Origin of the sequence: Aquirufa ecclesiirivi (assembly GCF_011250515.1) — a bacterium.
Classification (GTDB): Bacteria; Bacteroidota; Bacteroidia; order Cytophagales; family Spirosomataceae; genus Aquirufa; species Aquirufa ecclesiirivi.
The window spans coordinates 153,962-175,177 of record NZ_JAANOP010000005.1 but is presented as its reverse complement, the minus strand read 5'-3'; the positions used below and the strand labels follow the sequence as shown (position 1 = coordinate 175,177).

At 38.7% G+C, this 21,216-nt stretch carries 21 protein-coding genes and 1 tRNA gene; 16 read left to right on the top strand and 6 right to left on the bottom strand.

Annotated elements, in window-relative coordinates; translation table 11 throughout:
• Positions 1 to 2,127 carry a ferrous iron transport protein B gene (feoB, locus tag G9H65_RS08675; protein WP_205753285.1) on the top strand — a complete coding sequence of 709 codons (2,127 nt, stop codon included), beginning with the start codon at positions 1 to 3 and terminating at the stop codon, positions 2,125 to 2,127.
• Here the strand turns inward: feoB and G9H65_RS08670 are convergent, their stop codons facing one another.
• Both G9H65_RS08670 and G9H65_RS08665 read right to left on the bottom strand, forming a co-directional pair.
• A complete protein-coding gene (locus tag G9H65_RS08670; protein ID WP_166374950.1) occupies positions 2,128 to 2,577 on the bottom strand; it encodes a PaaI family thioesterase in 450 nt (149 codons plus the stop codon).
• A 30-nt stretch (positions 2,578 to 2,607) separates the two neighbouring features.
• Positions 2,608 to 3,030, bottom strand: coding sequence for a DUF2147 domain-containing protein (locus G9H65_RS08665; RefSeq protein ID WP_166374949.1), 423 nt, complete (start codon positions 3,028 to 3,030; stop codon positions 2,608 to 2,610).
• 154 nt (positions 3,031 to 3,184) lie between these two features.
• On the opposite strand from G9H65_RS08665, the gene G9H65_RS08660 reads away from it, so the two are divergent.
• The 3 genes from G9H65_RS08660 to G9H65_RS08650 are packed head-to-tail and all read left to right on the top strand — an operon-like array spanning position 3,185 to position 5,395.
• Positions 3,185 to 3,946, top strand: coding sequence for a phosphosulfolactate synthase (locus G9H65_RS08660; RefSeq protein ID WP_166374948.1), 762 nt, complete (start codon positions 3,185 to 3,187; stop codon positions 3,944 to 3,946).
• Positions 3,947 to 3,996: 50 nt separating this feature from the next.
• Positions 3,997 to 4,635, top strand: coding sequence for a VTT domain-containing protein (locus G9H65_RS08655; RefSeq protein WP_166374947.1), 639 nt, complete (start codon positions 3,997 to 3,999; stop codon positions 4,633 to 4,635).
• 1 nt (position 4,636) lies between these two features.
• The gene (locus tag G9H65_RS08650) at positions 4,637 to 5,395 is read left to right on the top strand and encodes a shikimate dehydrogenase family protein (protein WP_166374946.1); all 759 of its coding nucleotides are present in this window, start codon (positions 4,637 to 4,639) and stop codon (positions 5,393 to 5,395) included.
• Here G9H65_RS08650 and G9H65_RS08645 read toward each other — a convergent pair.
• The gene (locus G9H65_RS08645) at positions 5,392 to 5,895 is read right to left on the bottom strand and encodes a phosphoribosyltransferase family protein (RefSeq protein ID WP_166374945.1); all 504 of its coding nucleotides are present in this window, start codon (positions 5,893 to 5,895) and stop codon (positions 5,392 to 5,394) included. The two genes, G9H65_RS08650 and G9H65_RS08645, sit on opposite strands and share 4 nt — an antisense overlap.
• Before the next feature lie 96 nt (positions 5,896 to 5,991).
• Between G9H65_RS08645 and G9H65_RS08640 the strand changes: the two genes are divergently transcribed.
• Both G9H65_RS08640 and ruvX read left to right on the top strand, forming a co-directional pair.
• Positions 5,992 to 6,540 carry a YcxB family protein gene (locus G9H65_RS08640; RefSeq protein ID WP_166374944.1) on the top strand — a complete coding sequence of 183 codons (549 nt, stop codon included), beginning with the start codon at positions 5,992 to 5,994 and terminating at the stop codon, positions 6,538 to 6,540.
• Positions 6,541 to 6,561: 21 nt separating this feature from the next.
• Positions 6,562 to 6,972, top strand: coding sequence for a Holliday junction resolvase RuvX (gene ruvX / locus G9H65_RS08635; RefSeq protein WP_166374943.1), 411 nt, complete (start codon positions 6,562 to 6,564; stop codon positions 6,970 to 6,972).
• A gap of 35 nt (positions 6,973 to 7,007) precedes the next feature.
• Here the strand turns inward: ruvX and G9H65_RS08630 are convergent, their stop codons facing one another.
• On the bottom strand, positions 7,008 to 7,835 hold the full coding sequence (locus G9H65_RS08630; RefSeq protein ID WP_166374942.1) for a phytanoyl-CoA dioxygenase family protein: 828 nt from the start codon (positions 7,833 to 7,835) through the stop codon (positions 7,008 to 7,010).
• Positions 7,836 to 8,066: 231 nt separating this feature from the next.
• On the opposite strand from G9H65_RS08630, the gene G9H65_RS08625 reads away from it, so the two are divergent.
• From G9H65_RS08625 to G9H65_RS08600, 6 genes are all read left to right on the top strand, one after another.
• Entirely contained in the window at positions 8,067 to 8,912 is an 846-nt protein-coding gene (locus tag G9H65_RS08625) for a hypothetical protein (protein WP_166374941.1), read from the top strand.
• Positions 8,913 to 9,032: 120 nt separating this feature from the next.
• Positions 9,033 to 10,454, top strand: coding sequence for a BatD family protein (locus G9H65_RS08620; RefSeq protein WP_166374940.1), 1,422 nt, complete (start codon positions 9,033 to 9,035; stop codon positions 10,452 to 10,454).
• Between the two features lie 6 nt (positions 10,455 to 10,460).
• Positions 10,461 to 11,546, top strand: a complete 1,086-nt coding sequence (aroC, locus tag G9H65_RS08615; RefSeq protein ID WP_166374939.1) for a chorismate synthase — start codon at positions 10,461 to 10,463, stop codon at positions 11,544 to 11,546.
• A complete protein-coding gene (locus G9H65_RS08610; RefSeq protein WP_166374938.1) occupies positions 11,546 to 11,986 on the top strand; it encodes a nucleoside deaminase in 441 nt (146 codons plus the stop codon). Before aroC ends, G9H65_RS08610 begins: the two co-directional genes overlap by 1 nt.
• 92 nt (positions 11,987 to 12,078) lie before the next feature.
• Entirely contained in the window at positions 12,079 to 12,690 is a 612-nt protein-coding gene (locus G9H65_RS08605) for a superoxide dismutase (protein WP_166374937.1), read from the top strand.
• A gap of 92 nt (positions 12,691 to 12,782) precedes the next feature.
• Positions 12,783 to 12,856, top strand: a tRNA-His gene (locus G9H65_RS08600).
• A 281-nt stretch (positions 12,857 to 13,137) separates the two neighbouring features.
• Here the strand turns inward: G9H65_RS08600 and G9H65_RS08595 are convergent.
• A complete protein-coding gene (locus tag G9H65_RS08595; RefSeq protein WP_235927485.1) occupies positions 13,138 to 14,427 on the bottom strand; it encodes an alpha/beta hydrolase family protein in 1,290 nt (429 codons plus the stop codon).
• 234 nt (positions 14,428 to 14,661) lie between these two features.
• Between G9H65_RS08595 and G9H65_RS08590 the strand changes: the two genes are divergently transcribed.
• Genes G9H65_RS08590 through G9H65_RS08580 form a run of 3 tightly spaced genes read left to right on the top strand, consistent with a single transcriptional unit; the run spans position 14,662 to position 16,884 of the window.
• Positions 14,662 to 15,282, top strand: coding sequence for an NYN domain-containing protein (locus G9H65_RS08590; RefSeq protein WP_166374935.1), 621 nt, complete (start codon positions 14,662 to 14,664; stop codon positions 15,280 to 15,282).
• A gap of 24 nt (positions 15,283 to 15,306) precedes the next feature.
• Entirely contained in the window at positions 15,307 to 15,939 is a 633-nt protein-coding gene (locus G9H65_RS08585; RefSeq protein ID WP_166374934.1) for a carotenoid biosynthesis protein, read from the top strand.
• Positions 15,940 to 15,999: 60 nt separating this feature from the next.
• A complete protein-coding gene (locus tag G9H65_RS08580) occupies positions 16,000 to 16,884 on the top strand; it encodes a MerR family transcriptional regulator (RefSeq protein WP_166374933.1) in 885 nt (294 codons plus the stop codon).
• Here the strand turns inward: G9H65_RS08580 and G9H65_RS08575 are convergent.
• The gene (locus tag G9H65_RS08575) at positions 16,877 to 17,941 is read right to left on the bottom strand and encodes a mannose-1-phosphate guanylyltransferase (RefSeq protein ID WP_166374932.1); all 1,065 of its coding nucleotides are present in this window, start codon (positions 17,939 to 17,941) and stop codon (positions 16,877 to 16,879) included. The genes G9H65_RS08580 and G9H65_RS08575 overlap by 8 nt on opposite strands.
• Before the next feature lie 335 nt (positions 17,942 to 18,276).
• Between G9H65_RS08575 and G9H65_RS08570 the strand changes: the two genes are divergently transcribed.
• Positions 18,277 to 21,147, top strand: a complete 2,871-nt coding sequence (locus G9H65_RS08570) for a TonB-dependent receptor (protein WP_166374931.1) — start codon at positions 18,277 to 18,279, stop codon at positions 21,145 to 21,147.
• Positions 21,148 to 21,216: the final 69 nt, after the last annotated feature.

Below are 21,216 nucleotides of genomic sequence, written 5' to 3'. Positions count from 1 at the left end.
TTGGCTAACGTAACCAGAATAGCGCTTATTGGTAATCCAAATGCTGGGAAATCCTCCTTGTTCAATACATTGACAGGATTAAACCAAAAAACAGGAAACTTCCCAGGGGTAACCATGGATAAGTTGACCGGTATTTGGGAATTAGAACCGGGTAGAAATATTGAAATTCTTGATTTACCGGGTATCTATAGTATATACCCTAAATCCATTGATGAAGAGTTAGTCATTAATATTTTGGGTAATCCTCAACATCCCGATTATCCCGATATGGCGATTGTGGTGGCGGATGCCTCCAATTTAAAGCGTAATTTATTGTTGTTTTCTCAAGTTCGAGACTTAGGTATTCCTACGGTTTTGGCCTTGAATATGATTGATGTGGCTGAAAATCAAGGCTATGTGATTAATTCCTTGAAGTTGGCGCGTGAGCTTAATGTAGAAGTAGCTGAAATCAACGCCAAAAAGGGAATTGGGGTAGGAGGTTTGAAATTGGCGGTGATTAAGACCTTAAAGCATCGCTATGCTTCCAATGACGCCTTACCTTTGTCGGTCGCCGATGAATTGATCGAAGATGTCCAAAAGCAATTTGGCGAAGCAGACCCTTATCGTTCATTATTGTGGTTGATGGAACATGATCGTATGAAAATGTTTAATCAAGAGCAGCGTGAATCTTTCGATCACTTGTTGGAAAAACATCAGTTTGAACCGAAGAAATACAAATCGGCAGAAACGGTCAAGCGGTACGAGCAGATTTCAGAAGTAGTAGAACGTTGTGTAATTAATTTGAATCGCCAGTGGGATGCTGAGCCTGTTAAAACTTGGACGGATCGTCTCGATAAAGTTTTTATTCACTCCTTTTGGGGCTATGTGATTTTCTTAGCCATTTTATTCATCATGTTCCAAGCTGTATTTACTTGGGCAACCTATCCCATGGATTTGATTGATGGTGGAGTAGCTCAGTTAAATGATTGGTTAAAAGGTATTTTACCTGACTCTCCATTGACAGGGATGTTGACCGATGGACTCATAGCTGGTGTCGGAGGGGTATTGATATTTGTGCCTCAAATCGCCTTTTTGTTCTTTTTTATTTCCATGTTGGAAGAAACGGGGTATATGTCACGGGTGATGTTCATCATGGATAAAATGATGCGTCGATTTGGATTAAATGGAAAATCCGTGGTGCCTTTAATTTCGGGAATCGCTTGTGCGGTACCAGCCATCATGAGTACGCGGTCCATTGGTTCTTGGAAAGATCGCTTGATTACAATTTTGGTGACACCTTTAATGTCCTGCTCCGCACGTTTACCTATTTATACGGTTTTAATAGCCTTAGTCGTTCCTGAAAAAAATACACTTTTTGGAGTATTTAACTTGCAAGGGGTAGCTCTTTTTGGATTGTACCTCTTAGGCTTTTTCATGGCTTTGTTGTCAGCTTGGGTATTGAAAAAAATATTACGAGCTAAAGAAAGAAGCTATTTCATCATGGAATTGCCAACCTACAAAGGTCCTCGTTTCAAACACGTGGCTATCTCCATTTACAATTCTGTTCGGGCCTTTATTTTTGAAGCGGGTAAAATTATTGTGGCTATTTCCATCGTTTTATGGGTCTTTGCTAGCTATGGGCCGGGAGATAGTATGGCTAAGATCGAGGAGCAAGTTCGCTTGAAAAACCCGAGTTTAACGGGTGTAGATTTAAGTAATAAGATTGCTTCTGAAAAATTAGAAAATTCTTATGCTGGCCATTTTGGTAAGTTAATCGAACCCGCTATCAAGCCTTTGGGATATGATTGGAAAATCGGTATTGCCTTAATCACCTCTTTTGCTGCTCGTGAGGTTTTCGTGGGGACGATGTCGACTATTTATAGCCTAGGAGGCGAGGTGGACAATGAAAACGCCACCATCAAAAATCGGATGCGGGCAGAAATTAACCCAGACACGGGCAAACCCATGTACGACGCAGCTTTAGGATTCTCTCTATTGATATTTTATGCCTTTGCTATGCAATGCATGAGTACCTTAGCGACAACCTATCGCGAGACTAAATCTTGGAAATATCCTTTGATTCAATTTGGATACATGACCACTTTAGCCTATTTGGCTGCGTTTTTGGTCTACCAAATTTTGTCTTAATTACATTTTAAATGGAATGGATGTAGCGGCCAGGTTACTTGAGCCTTTGGCAAGTAATTTGCCCTCCGCATTGTACATTTTAGCTTCTACATTGGCCACTTTTTTCCCAACGCGGAAAACTTCAGAAACAACGGTGATTTTTTCACCAGCTTTGGCACCGTAAAGAAAATCGATACTTAAGTTGATGGTGACATATAAGTGCTCGATATCACAAGTGATGAGCGTAGTTCCCATCATTTCATCTAACAGCATGGATATCACTCCTCCGTGCAATACTCCCGCATGATTGCATTGATCTTCTCTCACTTCAAATTCGGCTGTCATGGAACCGGCAGAGACTGATTTTAAAATACCATCCAAATAACGAGTAATCGGATTGGGATTTTCGTGGGCCATTCTCTTGCCAATGTATTGAGACAAAAATGCGATGGCTTTATCGTTTGCTTTCATGTTGATGTGTGTGTAGGCGGTGGTTCAATATTACTGTGGACGTGTCCAAGTGCTGGTTCTTCCGAACATAGCAACTCCCACAAATCCCCTAATATCGAGTGTTTTATAATTATCTTTTACTTTTAAGATACAGTCATAGGTCTTGCCTGAATGCGGGTCATAGATGGTTCCTTTTTCCCAAGCTGAACCTGTAAAAGTGAAATCTTTCAAAATAACAGAACCAAGTAAATCTCGATTTCTCAGGGCTTCATTCGGATTTTTTAGATCTTTTTTGCCCGGGGTTTTACTCCAAGAAATTTTCCCATAATATTTATCCCCTTGTTTGTAAACCGTGATTTTCCCATCTTTTTGTTGGGATATCCAATCTCCTAAAATAACATCGCTTGGGGGCTCTGCCATACTCATGGAAATTGACAGGCAACTGAACAGGATAAGTAAAAATGAGTTTTTCATGACTGATTTTTTTTGCAAATATACAAAAGGATATTTTCTTTTACGCTTTCCTTAGAATTGGATTATAGGAGGTTTGGCTCAATCAGATGTTATGCTTATTTTTGTAGGATAGCAGTAAAAAACAATCAACAAATAACCTACTGCTTGTTTCTATATGAACTATAATTTATCCCAAATACCAGAAAGATTTGAAAAGCCACGTCAAAAAGGCTTGACCATGGTCATGGACAAAGGACTTAGCCTACGTCAAGTTGAAGATTTTATAGAGGTAGCAGGAAGTTATACGGATTTAGTGAAATTAGGATGGGCGACTTCCTATGTTACCAATAATTTAAAGGAAAAACTAGCTATATATAAGTCAGCGGGTATTCCTGTTTATTTCGGAGGAACATTATTTGAAGCTTTTTATATCCGTGGTGAGGTAGATGAGTACCGTCGTGTATTGGATCAATATGGCATGGAATATGCCGAGATTTCAGATGGCTCTGTCGAGATGAATTCCGATGTAAAATGTGAATATATCCGTCAACTATCTCAGCAAGTAACCGTACTTTCTGAAGTAGGTTCTAAAGATGAAGCAAAAATTATTCCTCCCTATAAGTGGATTAAATTAATGCGCATGGAGTTAGAAGCCGGTGCATGGAAAGTGATTGGAGAAGCTAGAGAGGGTGGTAATGTGGGTCTTTTCCGTTCATCAGGAGAAGTTCGTCAAGGATTAGTGGAAGAAATATTAACCGAAATTCCTGAAGAAAGTATTATTTGGGAAGCACCTCAAAAATCACAACAAGTATGGTTTGTGAAATTGGTAGGAGCCAATGTCAACGTAGGAAATATTGCACCGAATGAAGTGATTTCATTAGAAACCATCCGACTAGGCCTACGAGGAGACACCTTTGATCATTTCTTAACCAAATAAGTTAAGCCCCGAATATTCGGGGTTTTTTATGTTACCTAATGGAAGCAAACATGATACAACAAGCCTTAGATCTGCTAAAAGATCCATTGCATTTTTTAACGGAGTTCATTGCAGCGCATGGTTCTTTAACTTATGCTTTATTATTTGCCATCGTATTTATGGAAACAGGCTTGGTGGTAACACCTTTGTTACCAGGTGATTCCCTCTTATTTTCTGTAGGTTTAATAGCCGCTGCCAGTGGTCAATTGTCTATTGCCATCGTAATTCCTATGTTGATTTTGGCAGCTTTAAGTGGAGATCAAGTGAACTATTTTATGGGTAAATATTTCAGTGCTTATGTACGTTCCAAGGATAAAATCCTGTTTTTAAAACGTTCGCATTTTGAAGAAACGGAGAAATTTTATGAGAAATATGGCGTAAAAACAGTCATTATTGCACGTTTTGTACCTATTGTACGTACGGTAGCCCCATTTGTAGCTGGTGCTGGGCGGATGTCTTATTCGGTGTATTTATTGTTTGGCTTTCTGGGAGCTTGTCTTTGGGTGACCAGCATTACGTTGGCGGGTTACTTTCTAGGAGATAATGAATGGGTGAAATCCAATTTTGAAAAAGTTGTTTTAGGGATTGTTGGTGTTTCTGTTTTGCCCATCATCATAGGAATTATCAAACAAAAATTCACCGCTAAATAACATGGCCATCTCTCATTTATATGGTTTGTTAGGTTATCCATTAGGCCATTCTTTCTCTAAAAAGTATTTTTCTGAGAAGTTTAACACCATGGGTTTGTCTGATTCGCATCAATATGAGCAATTTGAAATTCCTCAAATCGAAGATTTTTTAACCTTAAAGTCAGAGCAAAAAGCCTTATTGAAAGGTTTGAATGTGACCATTCCGTATAAACAGCAAATCATCCCTCTCTTGGATGAAATAGATCCTGCCGCGGCTAAGATAGGTGCTGTTAATACCATTAAAATTTACCCCGATGGTAAGACTAAAGGCTTTAATACCGACTATTGGGGTTTTCGTCAAACGATTGAATCTTGGGATGCTTTTCCTCAATTTAATTTGAAAAAGGCTGTTGTTCTAGGGCAAGGTGGAGCGGCAAAGGCCATCATAGCGGCTTTAGAAGACTTAGGTTTGGCGGTATGGAAGGTGTCAAGAACTCCCGAAGAAGGACAGATTTCTTATGAAGATTTAGCTGCATCCATGGATGAGGTAGGATTGATCGTTAATTCGACGCCCCTTGGTATGTATCCTAAAATTGATACATTTCCTCCGATTGATTATAGTCTATTGAATTGTCAACATTATTTATACGATATCGTCTACAATCCCTTACGCACCGCTTTTTTAGAGAAGGGGATTGCTCAAGGGGTGGGAGGAATCTATGAAGGGCTAGAAATGCTTCACGGACAAGCTGATAAAGCTTGGGAAATCTGGAATGCTTAGCGGAGGTAAACGCCAAGTCGAGATTTGTCTGATAAAACAACCTCTACATGCTCGGATAGGGTGGTCGACATTTGGTAGCCTATGTAATCAGCTGAAATGGGGAATTTTCGGTAATTACGGTCTACCACTACTGCTACTTGTATCTTTTTCACGTGCATACTAAGGAAAGGAGCCAGGCTATAAGAGAAAGTCCTCCCTGTATTTAATACGTCATCCACCACAATGATGACTTTGTTTTCAAAAATACTTTTGTCGCAATCAAACTGTACAGGACTATCATATGGAACGTCTTTATTCAGTTGAATCGCCACAGCTTGAGCTTTGATGCTAGAAATTTCTAGGATGTTTTGACACAATAGTTGGGCTAAAGAAAAGCCTTCACCCACTATCCCTGCGATGATGATTTCTTTTTCTTCAAAATTGTTTTCAAAAATTTGGAAGGCAATCCGACGAATTTTTTGAAGCAAAGCTGGGCCGTCAAGTATTTGTTTGGAATTCATGCTAATGGGATTCATTCAAAATAGCCTCTGAAATTACCAAAAAGTATTCAAATTTTGTACCTTTGCGACTTATTTAGCGATTAAAATAATAGATATATGGCCAAAATGTATGGGGCTCAGCAGCGAGTTCAGCAAGCACCCAGTAACCCTTTAGCAATTAAGACGAAGAAATTTTCTCTTGAAAAGAATAAATACATCGGCTTGTGTATGCGTCAACTCTTCTCTAATCAGTGGAAATGGTCTTTTTTGCCTTTAGCCTTGATTGTTGCTAACGTGGCATTAAACTTAACAGCTGTATATAAAAACTACTGGATTTATATTTTCATTGTGGTAGGCGTTATTGGTTATGTCTTGTTTTGGTTGATTCAATTTACGGGAATTACCCAATTAGCTCAGTACAAGCAATTGTTTGATAAATATCGTTATGAGATTGATAGTCGTCAGATTTTCATGAAAATCTCGGACAAAGAAGGAGGAATGATCAAGTGGGATATGATTACTAGCGCATATAAAGATAAAGATGCTTATGTGTTTACCATGGGTAAATATCAATTCATCCATCTTCCATTCAACGTATTGACGAGCGATAACGATCGTAAATTATTGGATAAGATTTTACGCGACAAAGGTTTGTTGTTATCATAAGATTCTTAGGAATCATCCAACATGGGAAGAATACTGGCCATAGATTATGGCTTAAAGCGTACGGGAATTGCCGTAACAGATCCATTGCAAATTATTGCGAATGGTTTAGAAACTGTTCCTTCTCACCAGTTGTTGAAATTTCTGTCAGATTATATGGCAAAGGAACCTGTGGATGAAATGGTGATCGGTATGCCCAAGAATTTGGATAATACGGATACGGATTCTACTCAAGCGGTTAGGAATATCGTCAAGCAAATCCAAAAGAAATTTCCGGCTATCCCATTGCGATTGCACGATGAACGATTTACTTCTCAAATGGCCATGAAGGCCATGATAGCGGGAGGGATGTCCAAAAAAGATCGAAGGGTGAAAGCGACAGTGGATCGAGTGTCTGCAACGATTATATTGCAGTCTTATATGGAATCAAAATAGCATAAAAAAGCCCTCTTATTTGGAGGGCTTTTTGTTTATTTCTGAACTACTTTCGCAAAGCGATGGTAGAAAGGTGTTTTACTGTTTTCTGATTTCGGTTTAAACTTACCCGTGATAATCGGAACATACATGACACGTCTGCGCGATTTTTCTCCAAAATTTGGAGAAACTTCTACCCGGTGCCATAAGCGGCCATCATGAATGGTTAAGTCGCCCCGCTCAATCTCAAATGCAACTTCACGTGGATCTGGACGGTGATCAATGAATTGTTTCTTACCGAACAAAAGTTTTAGGACACTCTGGTTTTGTGTTCCAGGAATCACACGTAAACCTCCATTAGCAGAAGGGCAATTATCTAAATGTATACCTACGTTTAACATAGGTAAAATCTTTTGACCTAAAAATAAATCTCTAGGGCTATCCGTGTGCCAGCCCATTTGAGTGAATTTAGAATTGGGTTGATTCACATAATGATTAAACACCAAGCCATCTTTTTCATCTTCACTGAGACGACCATCGTAGGGAGCTAAAAATTCAGTTAATAGCTGAAAACGAGGATCTTTTAAAAATTCACCTAAAAGAGGGCTGTATTTATTGGTAAAACACATGCGTTGGATCATGTCATTACCTTGAGGATCTTTACCAAATTTCAATGGGATTCCATTAATTTTCTCCACCTTCTCATCTAGCCATTTTTTCTCAATTTGAGCTAATTCCTGGATAAATAGTTGGGCTGTTTCATCGGTAATGAAACCCTTAAACTGAATAACTCCATATTTGGTAAAGTAGTCTTTCTGTTCCTGGGTTATCTCACTACCTAAAGTAAATGTTTTGTATTCAAACTTTGGTGATGATTTTTTCATATTCTATGGCCAATTTTGCGCGTTTTGTTTCTCGCTTAGTATTGGTACTCTAATTGTAAATTTGAACTCGCAAGTTACGTCAATGTTACTAAAATTTGATTATTAAAACCTAATTTTCTGATGAAAATCATGATATTTTGAGCATACTTTGTTGAAAAAATAGCAGCTTTGTAAAATTTTTAAGCCAGAGCAATTTGTCTTACTTTTCATTGTTCATTTATACATTTATTCATGCCCAAGTACATCCTATTCTTTCTTTTATTTATCCCATTTGTTGCTTTTTCTCAAACCGATTTCCTGCATCGCAAAGGCACTTTTTATGTTTTTTGGGGATATAATCGCTCTGCCTATCCCACTTCCGATATTCGTTTTCAGGGACCTGGATATGACTTTACTTTGGATGCAGTAAAAGCCAGTGATGCGCCAACTCCCTTCGATGGTTTTCAAACGTATTTTAACCCCTCCTTATTTTCCATACCCCAGTTCAATTTACATGGAGGATACTTTATCAATGATAGCTGGTCAATTAGCCTAGGTTGGGATCACATGAAATATGTGATGAACCCAGATCAAGCGTCCCATATTACGGGCCATATTGACGCCCAAGTATCTAGCCCACAAATTCCCGTAAATCCTGCTTATGTAGGTACTTATTCGAATAGCCCTTTTGTGATTCAGTCAAAGGACTTTTTACAATATGAACATACCGACGGCTACAATTATGCCGCTGTGGAAATTGAAAATTATCATCCCATTTGGAGAAAAGAGAAATCAAATATCCAATTAGATTGGGTCAATGGATTAGGTTTGGGAGTCGTCGTGCCTCGATCGGATGTTCGTTTATTTACGGTAGGTGCCAATCATTTTTGGAACTTGTCAGGGGCAGGAGCATCAGCTAAATCTGGTGTTCGCTTGAATTTTACCAAACTTTTATTTTTTGAAGCCATGTTCAAAGGCGGGTACACCAATTTATGGGAAGTGCGTACCACAGGACGGTCAGTTGATCATGCTTCTCAAACTATTTGGTTTGGAGAATTGTATGGGGCACTCGGTTTTACCATTGGTCGAGCAAAATAGGGCCATAGACAGCATTTTTGTTTTAAAGTATTCTCTGATTCAGTGGAGGTAAATCATTTTTGCTCCCTTTTTTTTAAGAACTTGTCTGTAGAGCTTGGGACAATTGCTTAAATTGCCGTAATGAATTCACGAAATGCCTTTTGGGGCTTATTTCTTTATTTTCTTGTTGCATTCCATGCTTTGATTGCACAGAACAAAATGGATTTTACCATTCAGATTGGTTCTAAAAATATCAATCAGGATGAAACTTTTGTTATTTCCATCACGGTGCCAGCCATGGGCACAAACTCGGAGTCCATTGTCTATAAATTTCCTGAATTAGCTAATTTTCAAAAATTGGGGATTAGTCGAGGGAAATCCTCTAACTATCAGAATGGACAAATAGAACAACGAATCATCTATTCACAGCATTATCAACCTGTAGGAGTGGGGCAGTTTTACATTCCTGCGGAGGAGGTGATGGTTAATCAACAGTCTCAAAAATTTGAGCCATTTTATGTTTTTGTGAATCCAACGAATGGAGGGAGCATTGAAAATAATTCAGATGAAATATCCCTTGCCGATGAAGTTTTGGCGAAAGCAAACCAGCCATTTTTATTGGTGGCAAGTAATCAGGTACGGCCATTTGTTGGACAAGGATTTACCTTAAAATTTTCCCTCTTTGTCCCTGAAAATAATACTCAGGAATTGGAGTTTGACCGAAATGATATTCAAATACCCAAGCTTATTCAGCAATTGAGGCCCAGAAATTGCTGGGAAGAGAGTTTTGGTTTGCAAGTTGAAAAAGTTTCTAAAGTAGAAATCAATCAAAAAAAATACACGGAATATCGTTTTTTCCAAGCTACCTATTTTGCTTTGAATCATCGTCCCATTCAAATTCCCGCACTCAGTTTGCAGATTTTGAAGAAGGAAAAGGTCGCTGGCGAGTTGAAATCAATACCTATCGTTTTTAAGTCCCCTGCTTTGTTGATTCAACCTCGGGCTTTGCCCAATCATCCTTTGGCATCTAAAGTACCTGTTGGAATTTATACACTGAAAGAATCTATTTCTAAAAATCTGGCCAAAACGGGAGAACAATTAGTATATACCTCCAGTATCATTGGTGATGGGAATGGTATTTTATGGGATTCCAAAGGGCTAGAATCGGATTACTTCATTGATTTTAATCGCCTTTCTACACAAAGTTCCGTGTTTCCATCCATGGATAAAATGGTAGGAGATAAAACAGAAATTATACAGATTATTCCTAAACAACCGGGTAAATTTGCATTAAAGCAGTATTTTTACTGGATTTATTTTAACACACGTACGGAAAAGTTTGATACGTTGCGATCAAAAATCGATGTAGAAATTCAAGGTCAACCCTCGGATTCACGCGTGAATACGAGCCGCGAAATGGATGGCTTATATCGAGGTATTGAGAACATGAATTCAGATACCGTGGTGTGGAATAGGTGGGTAAACTGGCGACAATTAGCCAATTTGACCATTTTCTCAATTTTTGTAGTCTTGGTTTTCATAGTATGGAAAACAAAAAAATAAAGTGATATGGGGAGTATTTACGGAAAATTATTTCAGATTAGTACCTTTGGAGAATCACATGGTGCGGCAGTAGGTGTCGTGGTTCAAGGTTGTCCTGCTGGAATCTCATTTGATTTAGCATTCATACAGTCTGAACTGGATAGGAGAAAGCCTGGGCAATCCAGAATTACAACTCAAAGAAAAGAAGCGGATAGCATTGAAGTGCTTTCTGGTGTATTTGAAGGTAAAACTACAGGTACCCCCATCGCCATGCTAGTTTGGAATGGCGACCAGCGATCCAAAGATTATTCACATATTTCAGATCAGTTTAGACCTTCCCATGCCGACTATACCTATTTTGCTAAATATGGCCTGAGAGATTATCGTGGAGGCGGGCGTAGCTCTGCTAGAGAAACAGTTGCCCGTGTGGCCGCAGGAGCCTTAGCTAAAATGGTTTTGTCACAAATAGGTGTTCAAATTACTGCTTATGTGTCACAAGTAGGAACCTTAAAACTCAGCACTCCCGTTGAACAATTGGATTTGAATCTCACGGAAACCAATGCTGTTCGTTGCCCTGACCCGGCGATGGCTGATCAAATGTTTCATTATATTGATGAGATTCGTAAACAAGGAGACTCGGTTGGTGGCGTAGTTTCTGCTTATATCACGGGTGTTCCAGTAGGTTTGGGGGAACCAGTATTTGATAAATTACACGCAGAATTAGGTAAGGCCATGTTGAGTATCAATGCTGTCAAAGGTTTTGAATATGGTAGTGGTTTTGATGGCGTAGAAAAGAAAGGCTCGGAGCATAATGATGTCATCGTGAAAGATGCGGATGGTACTGTCCGTACTTTGACCAATCATTCGGGAGGAATACAAGGGGGGATTTCTAATGGAGAACCTATTTATTTCCGAGTGGGATTTAAGCCGGTTGCCACCATTATGCAAGATCAAGATAGTATTAATGAGCAGGGTGATAAGATTACTGTTTCAGGTAAAGGTCGTCATGATCCTTGTGTAGTACCTAGAGCCGTACCTATCGTGGAAGCCATGGCTGCCATTGTTATTTTGGATTTTTATTTGAGGAATCGAGTGATACAAATGCCCTCCTAATGTTGATTCAGGAAGATGAATATTATATGGGATTGGCGCTTATTCAGGCTCAAAAAGCCCTAGAAGAGGAAGAGATTCCTGTAGGTGCTGTGGTGGTATGCCAAGGTAGAATCGTGGCCAAGGCATATAATCAAACAGAAGTGTTAACGGATGTGACGGCACATGCAGAAATGATTGCGATAACCTCAGCGGCACAAACGATTGGCGCTAAATATTTGAAAGATTGCACCATGTATGTGACTTTGGAGCCTTGTTTGATGTGTGCGGGTGCACTGTATTGGTCGCAACTAGGAAGGCTGGTATATGGAGCAAAAGAAGAAAAACGAGGATTTGAACGCGTGGGACAGGCAGTGTTGCATCCCAAAACCGAAATACGTGGAGGAGTTAGAGCTGAGGAATCAGAATCCTTATTAAAAGAATTTTTTTCGATGCGCCGTTGAACCGAAACGATGGTTTACTTGTTTAAAACCTATGCATCCTACAAATAGGATTAAATTTTAGATAACATTTACATATTAATAAAACCTATATTATGGCTTTTGAACTAGCACCCCTTCCTTATGCAAATAATGCTTTAGAACCGCATTTTGATGCATTAACCATGGAAATCCACCATGACCGTCACCACAATGCTTATGTGACCAATTTGAATGCAGCCTTGGCAGGCAGCCCGTCTGAAGGGAAATCTTTAGAAGAATTATTCAGTCAAATTTCTAGCTTAAGTCCAGCTATTCGTAACAATGGCGGTGGACATTATAACCATGATTTGTTCTGGAATATTTTATCACCCAATGGTGGAGGTGCTCCAGTAGGTACTTTGGCAAAAGCGATTGAGGCTAAATTTGGTTCTTTCGATGCTTTCAAAGAAGAATTCAAAAAAGCAGGTCTTACACGTTTTGGTTCAGGTTGGGCTTGGTTAGTTGCTCAAAAAGATGGATCTGTTGCTGTTTCTTCAACACCAAATCAGGATAATCCATTAATGGATGTAGCTGAAGTTAAAGGCTTTCCTGTAATTGGTTTAGATGTATGGGAGCATGCATACTATTTGAAATTCCAAAATAAGCGCCCAGATTACGTGGATGCATTTTGGAATGTAATCGATTGGAATGCAGCTGAAAATAGATACGTAGCAGCGCAGAAATAAAAAAATGGGGATAAAATTTCGGTTTTATCCCCATTTTTTTCAATTCGGATTTGCGATGTACCTTGATTTGTGTATTTTTGCAATCCCAAATGGCGGTTGTAGCTCACTCGGTTAGAGCACTGGTTTGTGGTACCAGGGGTAGTGGGTTCGAATCCCATCATCCGCCCAGAAAGTCTCAGTATTTATACTGGGACTTTTTTTGTTTATCCCTTTGGCTTTTAATGTAGAATTAGGAATGTAGAATTAGGAATGTAGAATGTAGAATGAAAAATGTAGAATGAGCCACTACCATTTATACTTTATAATTTATCATTTACAATTTCCTTTCCGCCTACCGCTTCGCTTATGCTGCGTTCCAATCTTTCGTTGGGATTAACCTTCTGATTAGTTTTTAGAAATTAGAATGTAGCCAAATCCATTCATAATTTATGCTTCATCATTTATAATTTACTTTAGGTATTTCGAAGCATATTCAATGAAGTTCGGCCAATTGGGGCCCGTGACATGCCCTTTATCATGCATTCGGAAGGCAATATTCCCTTGGGTTAAAGCTTCGTTGATTTTTGGGTTACTATCTGAAACCAAACCTTTTTTGCCCAGTAATTCATACACTGGACTAGCTTCTTTTCCTGCCAAATACATTCCAAAGGGATCAGCCCAACTGTCGCCATTTCCTCCCACACCAATATAAATAGGACGTGGCGCACAAAGCGCAATTAATTCATGCGCATCAATAGGTATGTCGTTCCATTGCAAGGGCCCAGCATATTTTAGAAAATTACCAGCCATCCAATGGTATTCATTTTTAGCGGCAACATTTTCAATTAATTCTCCATAATTTCTTCGGTATAATTTTAGACCACCTGCTCCGGAGGAACAGATATAGCCAATGGCAAAGCGGGAATCAAATGCCATAGCTACCGCCGCTGCCTTTCCATATCGGGAATGTCCTGTAATACCCACATGGGTATACTTGATTTGTGGCAATGTTTCCAAATAGTCCAATACCTTACTCGCTCCCCATGCCCAAGCACGTAATGAACCCCAGTCGTCCGCTTTTCTAAATTCCCCACGATTCATCAATCCAATAATCCCAGATTTTAGTCCTGCTCCATGATCTGCTTGTACACTTGTTGGGTTTAATTGAATAAAAGCCCAGCCCTTGGCTATCACTTGCTCTGTCCAAGGGACTTCATTCGCGGGTGCAGGTGGCCGATTCATACCTGGAGGAAATACCCAAGCTAATTCCATCATAGCGGGCATGGCTTTTTTGATGTCTTTTCTGAATCCAATGGTCACTTCCATTTGGACAGAAATGGATGGGAATCGTTTGTTTTCAACTGTTCCTATCAATTTTTGAACTTCAACGGGAAAACCGGCCATGGTTTTATTTTCTGTGGAGATCATTTTCCAAGAAATAGGAGGAATGTTATCTGGAATACGTCCATAAATTTCCCTTTCAAAATCTTCTACAATTTCAGGTTTTCGGTGGTAGTTCCAGCTTCTTTTAGAATCCACTGTCTTTCCATTATTTAGCTGCAGCACCGCTGGTAATTGGGGATAAATAGTAGCTTTCGATTCATCATAATTGGCGGCATTGGGTGCTTGGGGATTACTTCCATTGACTCCTGGGCGGATGTTGTTGATTTGTAATTGCTGCAACATTTGATCATAATCAACTTGAGTCTTTCTATTTCGCTCGGCTAAAATGCTGTCTTGTAGGGCTGTCCTTGCCATTTGAGCCCAACCGCAGTAGGAAAATAAAAGCAAAAAAAGGAGGAGGGAAGATAAATTACGTTTCATCGGGATGTGATTCATTCACCGATATTACTCAAATATTTCCTTTAATTAGTCATGGCGAAGCATAGCTTATAAAAAGTAAATGCCCCACCTGAGTGGGGCATCATTCCAAAGATGCTATCTTTGGAGAAGTACTTGTACAAAGATACAATTCATCGAAGAAATAAGTTCATGAAGGATAAAAAATATCGGGTTAAGGCATATATCGATGGTTCCAATTTATATTTTGGGATGATGGATGCGGGCTTTAGGAATTGTAAGTGGTTGAATGTAGATAAGCTTATTCGTAGTTTTTTGCGATCTAATCAAGAATTGGTGGAGATTAAATACTTTACCAGTAGGATTACCCACAATCCCCCAAAGCAAAAACGCCAAACGACGTATTTGGAAGCATTAGAATCTACGGGAATATCTTTAATTTATGGGTCCTATCAAGCTAAATTTACGGATTGTAGAAAGTGCGGGAATAGCTGGATTATCCCCAATGAAAAAATGACGGATGTTAATTTGGCAACTCATTTATTGATGGATGCCTTTCAGGATCAATATGATATAGCTATTGTGGTCTCTGGTGATAGTGATTTTGTTCCTTGTATACAAAGTGTAAATGAACATTTTTTGGATAAGTCAGTTGTTGTATTTTTCCCTCCTTTAAGAAGAAATGAGTCTGTTGTGGCTGTAGCGAGAGCATTTCAAATGATAGGAAGAAAGAAATTAGTAGAAAATCAATTTCCTTTGCATGTGCATAAGGAAGATGGCTTTGTTTTAGAAAGACCCGATGAATGGGCCTAGTATTTTTAAATTGAATATTGAGATATGTCAGGAGTATTTTTAAAAAGGTTTCTTATCATTTTATATGCGGCAGGTTTAGTAGGCATGAACTTGCCTGCCACTCAGGCTTTATTTGTTTCTTTAGTTCCATTGACTTTATGGTTTACGGGTTTCATCTGCTTGTTTTATTTTCCCAAGCCCAGTTTGTCGGCTTATCTAACCTTAGGCGGAATTGTAGTGGCAGCTTGGTTTTTAGAAGTAGTAGGTGTTCGAACAGGTAAGATTTTTGGAGTTTATCATTATGGAGAAACTTTGGGTTTTAAAGTTTTGGAGGTACCCATTACCATTGGTATTAATTGGCTTATCTTATTGTTGGGTTCTAGTGCCGTGGTTGAGGAATGGAATGTGGGTGGTAAGATTGGAAGAGCGGCTTTGGGTGCAGGACTGATGACGGCCTTGGATTTATTGATTGAACCAGTCGCTATGCATTTTGATTTTTGGCAATGGTACGGAGATCAAGTACCTATTCAAAATTTTGGTGCTTGGTGGCTAGTCAGTTTCTTTTTTCATTGGGTCATCCAATCAGGAGAACTTACCAGTAAATCGTCTTTATTTCGGTGGATTCTCTTATTACAATTCATGTTTTTCTTGGGACATTGGATTTTTTTGCAAGCTTAAATCCAAACATGAAAACAATTAGCAGACTTATCAGGTTAGATTTAAAATAGATATGATTATATGAGTGTTTATTCAATTAAAGATTTAGAACATCTTAGTGGCATAAAAGCTCATACCTTACGGATTTGGGAACAAAGATATGGGATACTGAATCCCGAAAGGACAGATACGAACATTCGTACTTACGGAGATGAGGAATTAAAGTTGGTATTAAATATTGCCATTTTACAAAGCAGAGGAGATTTTAAGATTTCTGAAATTGCTAAAATGAGTGATAGTGAGCGTTCGGCCAATTTACTTCGTTTATCCGAAGGAAATCTTCATTTTCCAGATCAGATTCAAGCCTTGACGATTTCCATGTTGGAATTAAACGAGGCTATGTTTCAGCAATTGACCAAAAATATCATTCAGAAGCATGGATTTGAAGATTATTTGATTCAAATCATACATCCATTCATGCTGCGCTTAGGAACCTTGTGGTTGTCGGGCTCCGTAGGACCAGCACAAGAGCATTTTATCAGTCATTTGATTCGTCAAAAAGTTATAGCGGCAATCGATCAGCAAGATTTAAGTTATAAGCCCACTGCCAAAAAATTCCTGTTGTATTTACCAGAAGGAGAGCTGCACGAAATTGGCTTGCTTTTTGCTAATTATATATTGCGAGCCAGAAAACATCAGGTAATTTATTTGGGTCAATCCTTGCCCTTTGAAGAACTGGTTTTGGCTTATGATATTCATCAACCAGATTATATTTTAAGTGTCTTTACTTCCCAGCCTAATCCCGACGACATGCCCGATTATTTGGAACAGTTAGTTGAAAGAATTCCAAATTCGAAAATTTTATTAACGGGATACCAGTTGCTAGCTTTGGGGCATGAAGTTCCTGAAAAGATTCACGTTTTACGTAGTTTTCAAGAATTGATTGAGTTAGCGAATACTAACTAAATTTAGGATCTAGGGCAGTAGCTTCTTCTACAAATTTCTTCACTTCTTGTTCTTGGTCTTTGGGACAAATCATCAGGGCATTTCCATGTTCGGCCACGATGAAGCCCTTCAGCCCTTGAATAATCACCAATTTTTCAGCAGGTGTTTTGATGATGCAATTTTGAGTATCATATGTGATGACATTGCCTTCTACGACATTATTATTCGCATCTTTTTCATTGATTTCATACAAAGATTGCCATGTGCCCAAGTCTGACCAACCGATATCAGAAAGAATAACCTTGACTTCCTGAGCTTTCTCCATAATACCCACATCCATCGAGATGTTTTTGCAAACAGCATATACTTTTTTGATGAAGGATTCTTCTTCTTGCGTATAATAATGCGCTAATCCTTCTTCAAATTGCTCCGCCATTCGGGATTGATGCTTTTCTAATTCTTTTTTGAAAGTTGGAAGTTTGAAGACAAAAATACCGGCATTCCAAACGTAGTCTCCACTTTCTAAAAAAGCCTGTGCTAATTCCAGATTGGGCTTTTCCGTGAATGTCTTTACTTTTTGGGCTTTATTGTCATTGGGTACATATTGAATGTATCCATAGCCAGTATCGGGCCGAGTGGGAATGATACCTAAAGTAACAAAAACACCTTCTTCCGCCACTTCCAATGCCGTTCTAATATTTTCTTGAAAAGCGTTTTCTTTTAAAATCACATGGTCAGCAGGTGCTACCACGAACTTTGCCTTTTTATTCTTTTTGGCAATTTTATAGGTAGCATAAGCAATACAAGGAGCGGTGTTTTTTCGCTGGGGTTCCTTTAATATTTGCTCTTTACTTAAAAATGGCAATTGTTTCTCCACCAATCCAGCAAATTCATCGCTGGTTACTACATAGATATTTTCTTGCGGTATAATGCCTTGAAAACGTTCGGCAGTTTGTTGAAGCATGGTTTTGCCAACACCTAAAACATCGTGAAACTGCTTTGGATTTGCACTTCTGCTAATTGGCCAAAAGCGAGTGCCTATTCCGCCAGCCATGATGATGAGGTAATTGTCTTTCATACGTTATATGCGTTCAATTCATTTGAACGAATGCTTTAGAGAATTCTTGTTTTTAATGGAACAAAAAATTCGATGAAGCATCATGCTCATTCCATTAAGAATTTAAGAAATTAGCTTGTTTTCTTGGAATTACAATTCAAAGCTAACAAGAATTTCATTGGATTTAAAGTTCTTTTGAATTGGTCGAAATCAATGAATAATAATAAAGCTCAATATTTAAGTATTTATTGAAAAACTAGTAATTTTTTAATAAAATGAGTGCGCAATTCTATTTTCTTCCTTAGATTTGTTTGTGGTCAAATGCCATATTTAAATTGTTATCTAAATTTATCAACATGAAAAGACTATCTCCCAAATTCCTACCCGCTATTTTAGTGATGTTTTTGATGAGTTTTTCTGTACTTGCTCAAACGAAAGTGGGAGGTCAAGTATCAGATGCAGCTTCCAAAGAAGCCTTAATTGGTGTGAGTATCGCCGTTAAAGGAAAAGTAATTGGAACGATTACTGACGCTAAAGGAAATTTCTCCTTGAGCACTTCGACACCCGTTCCATTCACCATTGTGGTTTCAATGGTTGGATATGAAAGACAAGAAATTGCCATCTCTGGAAATAAAACAGATTTAAAAATCAATTTAAAAGAGCAATCTGTACTAGGTCAGGACGTCGTTGTTTCTGCTAGTAGAGTAGAAGAAAGTGTCATGAAATCACCAGTTTCGGTGGAGAAGATGGACATTAGGAGCATTAGAGAAACTCCATCGGCTTCTTTTTATGATGCACTTCGTAATTTGAAAGGGGTAGAATTAGTGACCCAGTCAGTTTCATTTTCTTCTATTAACATGAGAGGTTTTGGAAGTAATGGTAACGTTCGTGTAGTTCAAATGATTGATGGAATGGATAACCAAGCACCAGGATTGAATTTCTCGGTGGGTAATATTGTCGGAATTTCAGAATTAGATTTAGAGAATGTGGAAGTTTTACCAGGAGCATCTTCTGCTTTATATGGTCCAAACGCCATGAATGGTATTTTGTTAATGAACTCGAAGAGTCCATTTTTATACCAAGGATTAAGTGCACAAGTCAAAGGAGGATTTATGGATGCTCCTAACCGTACCGTTCAAAATACACCTTACAGCGATATATCGATTCGTTATGCGAAAGCATTCAATAATAAGGTTGCCTTCAAATTAAACTTTAATACTTTAAGTGCCGAAGATTGGCAAGCATCCGATTACCGTGATCAAAGTTTATTGAATGGTAGGACTTTAGGCTTAGGCGGACGTTCTACTAACTTAGCTTACAATGGTGTGAACATTTATGGTGATGAGACAAACGTGAATATGTTGAGTTCATTATCAGATGCTCTTGTTAAAGATCCAAACGGAGCCTTAGCTTCAGGTTTTAATGCAATATCTAGGGCCACTGGCGGGTTACTATCACCTGCCACTATTTTAGGTTATGTTATACCTAATGTAAACATTTCACGTGAAGGATATGCCGAGCGTGATTTGGCTTCTTATGCCAACCGTAATATGAAATTTAATGCGGCCCTACATTATCGTTTTAATGATAAAGTGGAGTTGATTTTACAAGGTTCTTATGGCCAAGGTACCACGGTTTACACGGGAGCAGATCGTTACTCGATCAAAAACTTTAGCATGGGTCAGTACAAGGCTGAATTAAAAGGATCAAATTTCTTCTTACGCGCTTATACTACCCAAGAGAATTCGGGTGATGCTTATGCCACAGGAACTTTAGGCCAAATTGTGAATGAAGCAGCGAAACCAAGTACAAGCTGGTATCCACAGTATTTCGGTGTATTTGCGACACAAGCATTGACGAACTTTGGAACTGTTTTGGGAACTACTTTAGCTCAAACTGGTAATCCAACATTAGCGGTAGGAAATGCGATTGCAACCACACAAGCGGCTTTCAATACCTATCATAACAACGCACGTAATACAGCAGATGTAGGTCGTTTGATTCCAGGAACAGCCGCGTTTACGAATGCGGTGGAGGCCATCAAAGGTAAACCACTTCCTCAAGGGGCTCGTTTCTTAGACAAATCAGCTTTGTATCACTATGAAGGTATGTACAACTTCACTGAGATGTTAGACGATAAATTTGAAATGTTGGTGGGTGCTAACTACCGTGTTTATGCCTTAAATTCGGAGGGAACGTTATTTGCTCGTCAAGATAATGGACAGGAGTTCTCCATCAATGAATATGGTGGATATTTACAATTGGCTAAGAAAATGTTCCAAGACAAGTTTAAGTTGACAGGTTCCATGCGTTATGATAAGAATGAGAACTTTGAAGGACAGTATAGCCCGAGATTATCAGGGGTTTACACCGTGGGTCAATCGAATTTTAGAGCATCGTATCAAACAGGTTTCCGAATTCCAACAACTCAGGATCAATACATTGATTTAAATACTCCTTCAGCTCGTTTATTGGGAGGATTACCAGTGGTACAGGATCGTTATAAATTATCTGGTAATTCATATACTTTACAATCTGTATTAGCAGGAAAGCCAGAAGTTTACACTGCTAAAGCTTGGAAGCCAGAGCAGGTTCGTACTTTTGAAGTGGGTTACAAAGGGAATTTAGGAAGCAATTTATTAGCTGATTTCTATTACTACCAAAGTACTTTCACTAATTTCTCAGCAGGTCAAGTGGTGTTACAACCTTCTACCACGATCGTGGGTTCATATAACTACTTCTCTTTCCCATCTAACGTAGACAATCAAGTTAAAACAAGTGGTTGGGGTTTAAGCTTAGATTATAGATTAGCTTCGAATTGGACCTTGGGTGGAAATATTTCCTACAATACGGTGAATGATAACGGTGGATTGAGTAATTATCAATTAGCTTACAACACGCCAGCATATCGTACCAACATCACTTTAGGTAACCGCAACATTGGTGGTTCAGGATGGGGCTTTAGTACGGTATGGAGATATCAAGATGAGTATGTTTGGCAATCTAGTTTTGTTAACCAGTTAGTTAACCAAACTCAACAAAGTGTTATACCTTCATTCAGCACCTTAGATGCACAAATTAGCAAGAAGTTATCTAGCATTAAATCCATTGTAAAAGTAGGGGCTTCTAACTTATTAGGTACTGCTTATACAACAGGATGGGGTAATCCAACCGTTGGTAGCATCTATTATGTCAGCATTACATTTGATGAGTTATTGAATAAATAATTCTTCCAATTTTTATTGAGGCTGTCCTATCCGGGCAGCCTCTTTTTTTTGTACCTTTGTGGATTGATT

Bases quoted from the DNA above. Each gene is read 5' to 3' on its own strand.
- G9H65_RS08665 (WP_166374949.1), bottom strand. From the start codon at position 3,030: ATGAAAAACTCATTTTTACTTATCCTGTTCAGTTGCCTGTCAATTTCC.
- G9H65_RS08585 (WP_166374934.1), top strand. From the start codon at position 15,307: ATGTCAGGAGTATTTTTAAAAAGGTTTCTTATCATTTTATATGCGGCA.
- G9H65_RS08580 (WP_166374933.1), top strand. From the start codon at position 16,000: ATGAGTGTTTATTCAATTAAAGATTTAGAACATCTTAGTGGCATAAAA.
- G9H65_RS08650 (WP_166374946.1), top strand. From the start codon at position 4,637: ATGGCCATCTCTCATTTATATGGTTTGTTAGGTTATCCATTAGGCCAT.
- G9H65_RS08670 (WP_166374950.1), bottom strand. From the start codon at position 2,577: ATGAAAGCAAACGATAAAGCCATCGCATTTTTGTCTCAATACATTGGC.
- aroC (WP_166374939.1), top strand. From the start codon at position 10,461: ATGGGGAGTATTTACGGAAAATTATTTCAGATTAGTACCTTTGGAGAA.
- G9H65_RS08570 (WP_166374931.1), top strand. From the start codon at position 18,277: ATGAAAAGACTATCTCCCAAATTCCTACCCGCTATTTTAGTGATGTTT.
- G9H65_RS08610 (WP_166374938.1), top strand. From the start codon at position 11,546: ATGTTGATTCAGGAAGATGAATATTATATGGGATTGGCGCTTATTCAG.
- G9H65_RS08620 (WP_166374940.1), top strand. From the start codon at position 9,033: ATGAATTCACGAAATGCCTTTTGGGGCTTATTTCTTTATTTTCTTGTT.
- G9H65_RS08605 (WP_166374937.1), top strand. From the start codon at position 12,079: ATGGCTTTTGAACTAGCACCCCTTCCTTATGCAAATAATGCTTTAGAA.
- G9H65_RS08655 (WP_166374947.1), top strand. From the start codon at position 3,997: ATGATACAACAAGCCTTAGATCTGCTAAAAGATCCATTGCATTTTTTA.
- G9H65_RS08660 (WP_166374948.1), top strand. From the start codon at position 3,185: ATGAACTATAATTTATCCCAAATACCAGAAAGATTTGAAAAGCCACGT.
- G9H65_RS08630 (WP_166374942.1), bottom strand. From the start codon at position 7,835: ATGAAAAAATCATCACCAAAGTTTGAATACAAAACATTTACTTTAGGT.
- G9H65_RS08575 (WP_166374932.1), bottom strand. From the start codon at position 17,941: ATGAAAGACAATTACCTCATCATCATGGCTGGCGGAATAGGCACTCGC.
- G9H65_RS08645 (WP_166374945.1), bottom strand. From the start codon at position 5,895: ATGAATTCCAAACAAATACTTGACGGCCCAGCTTTGCTTCAAAAAATT.
- ruvX (WP_166374943.1), top strand. From the start codon at position 6,562: ATGGGAAGAATACTGGCCATAGATTATGGCTTAAAGCGTACGGGAATT.
- G9H65_RS08640 (WP_166374944.1), top strand. From the start codon at position 5,992: ATGGCCAAAATGTATGGGGCTCAGCAGCGAGTTCAGCAAGCACCCAGT.
- G9H65_RS08595 (WP_235927485.1), bottom strand. From the start codon at position 14,427: ATGGCAAGGACAGCCCTACAAGACAGCATTTTAGCCGAGCGAAATAGA.
- G9H65_RS08625 (WP_166374941.1), top strand. From the start codon at position 8,067: ATGCCCAAGTACATCCTATTCTTTCTTTTATTTATCCCATTTGTTGCT.
- G9H65_RS08590 (WP_166374935.1), top strand. From the start codon at position 14,662: ATGAAGGATAAAAAATATCGGGTTAAGGCATATATCGATGGTTCCAAT.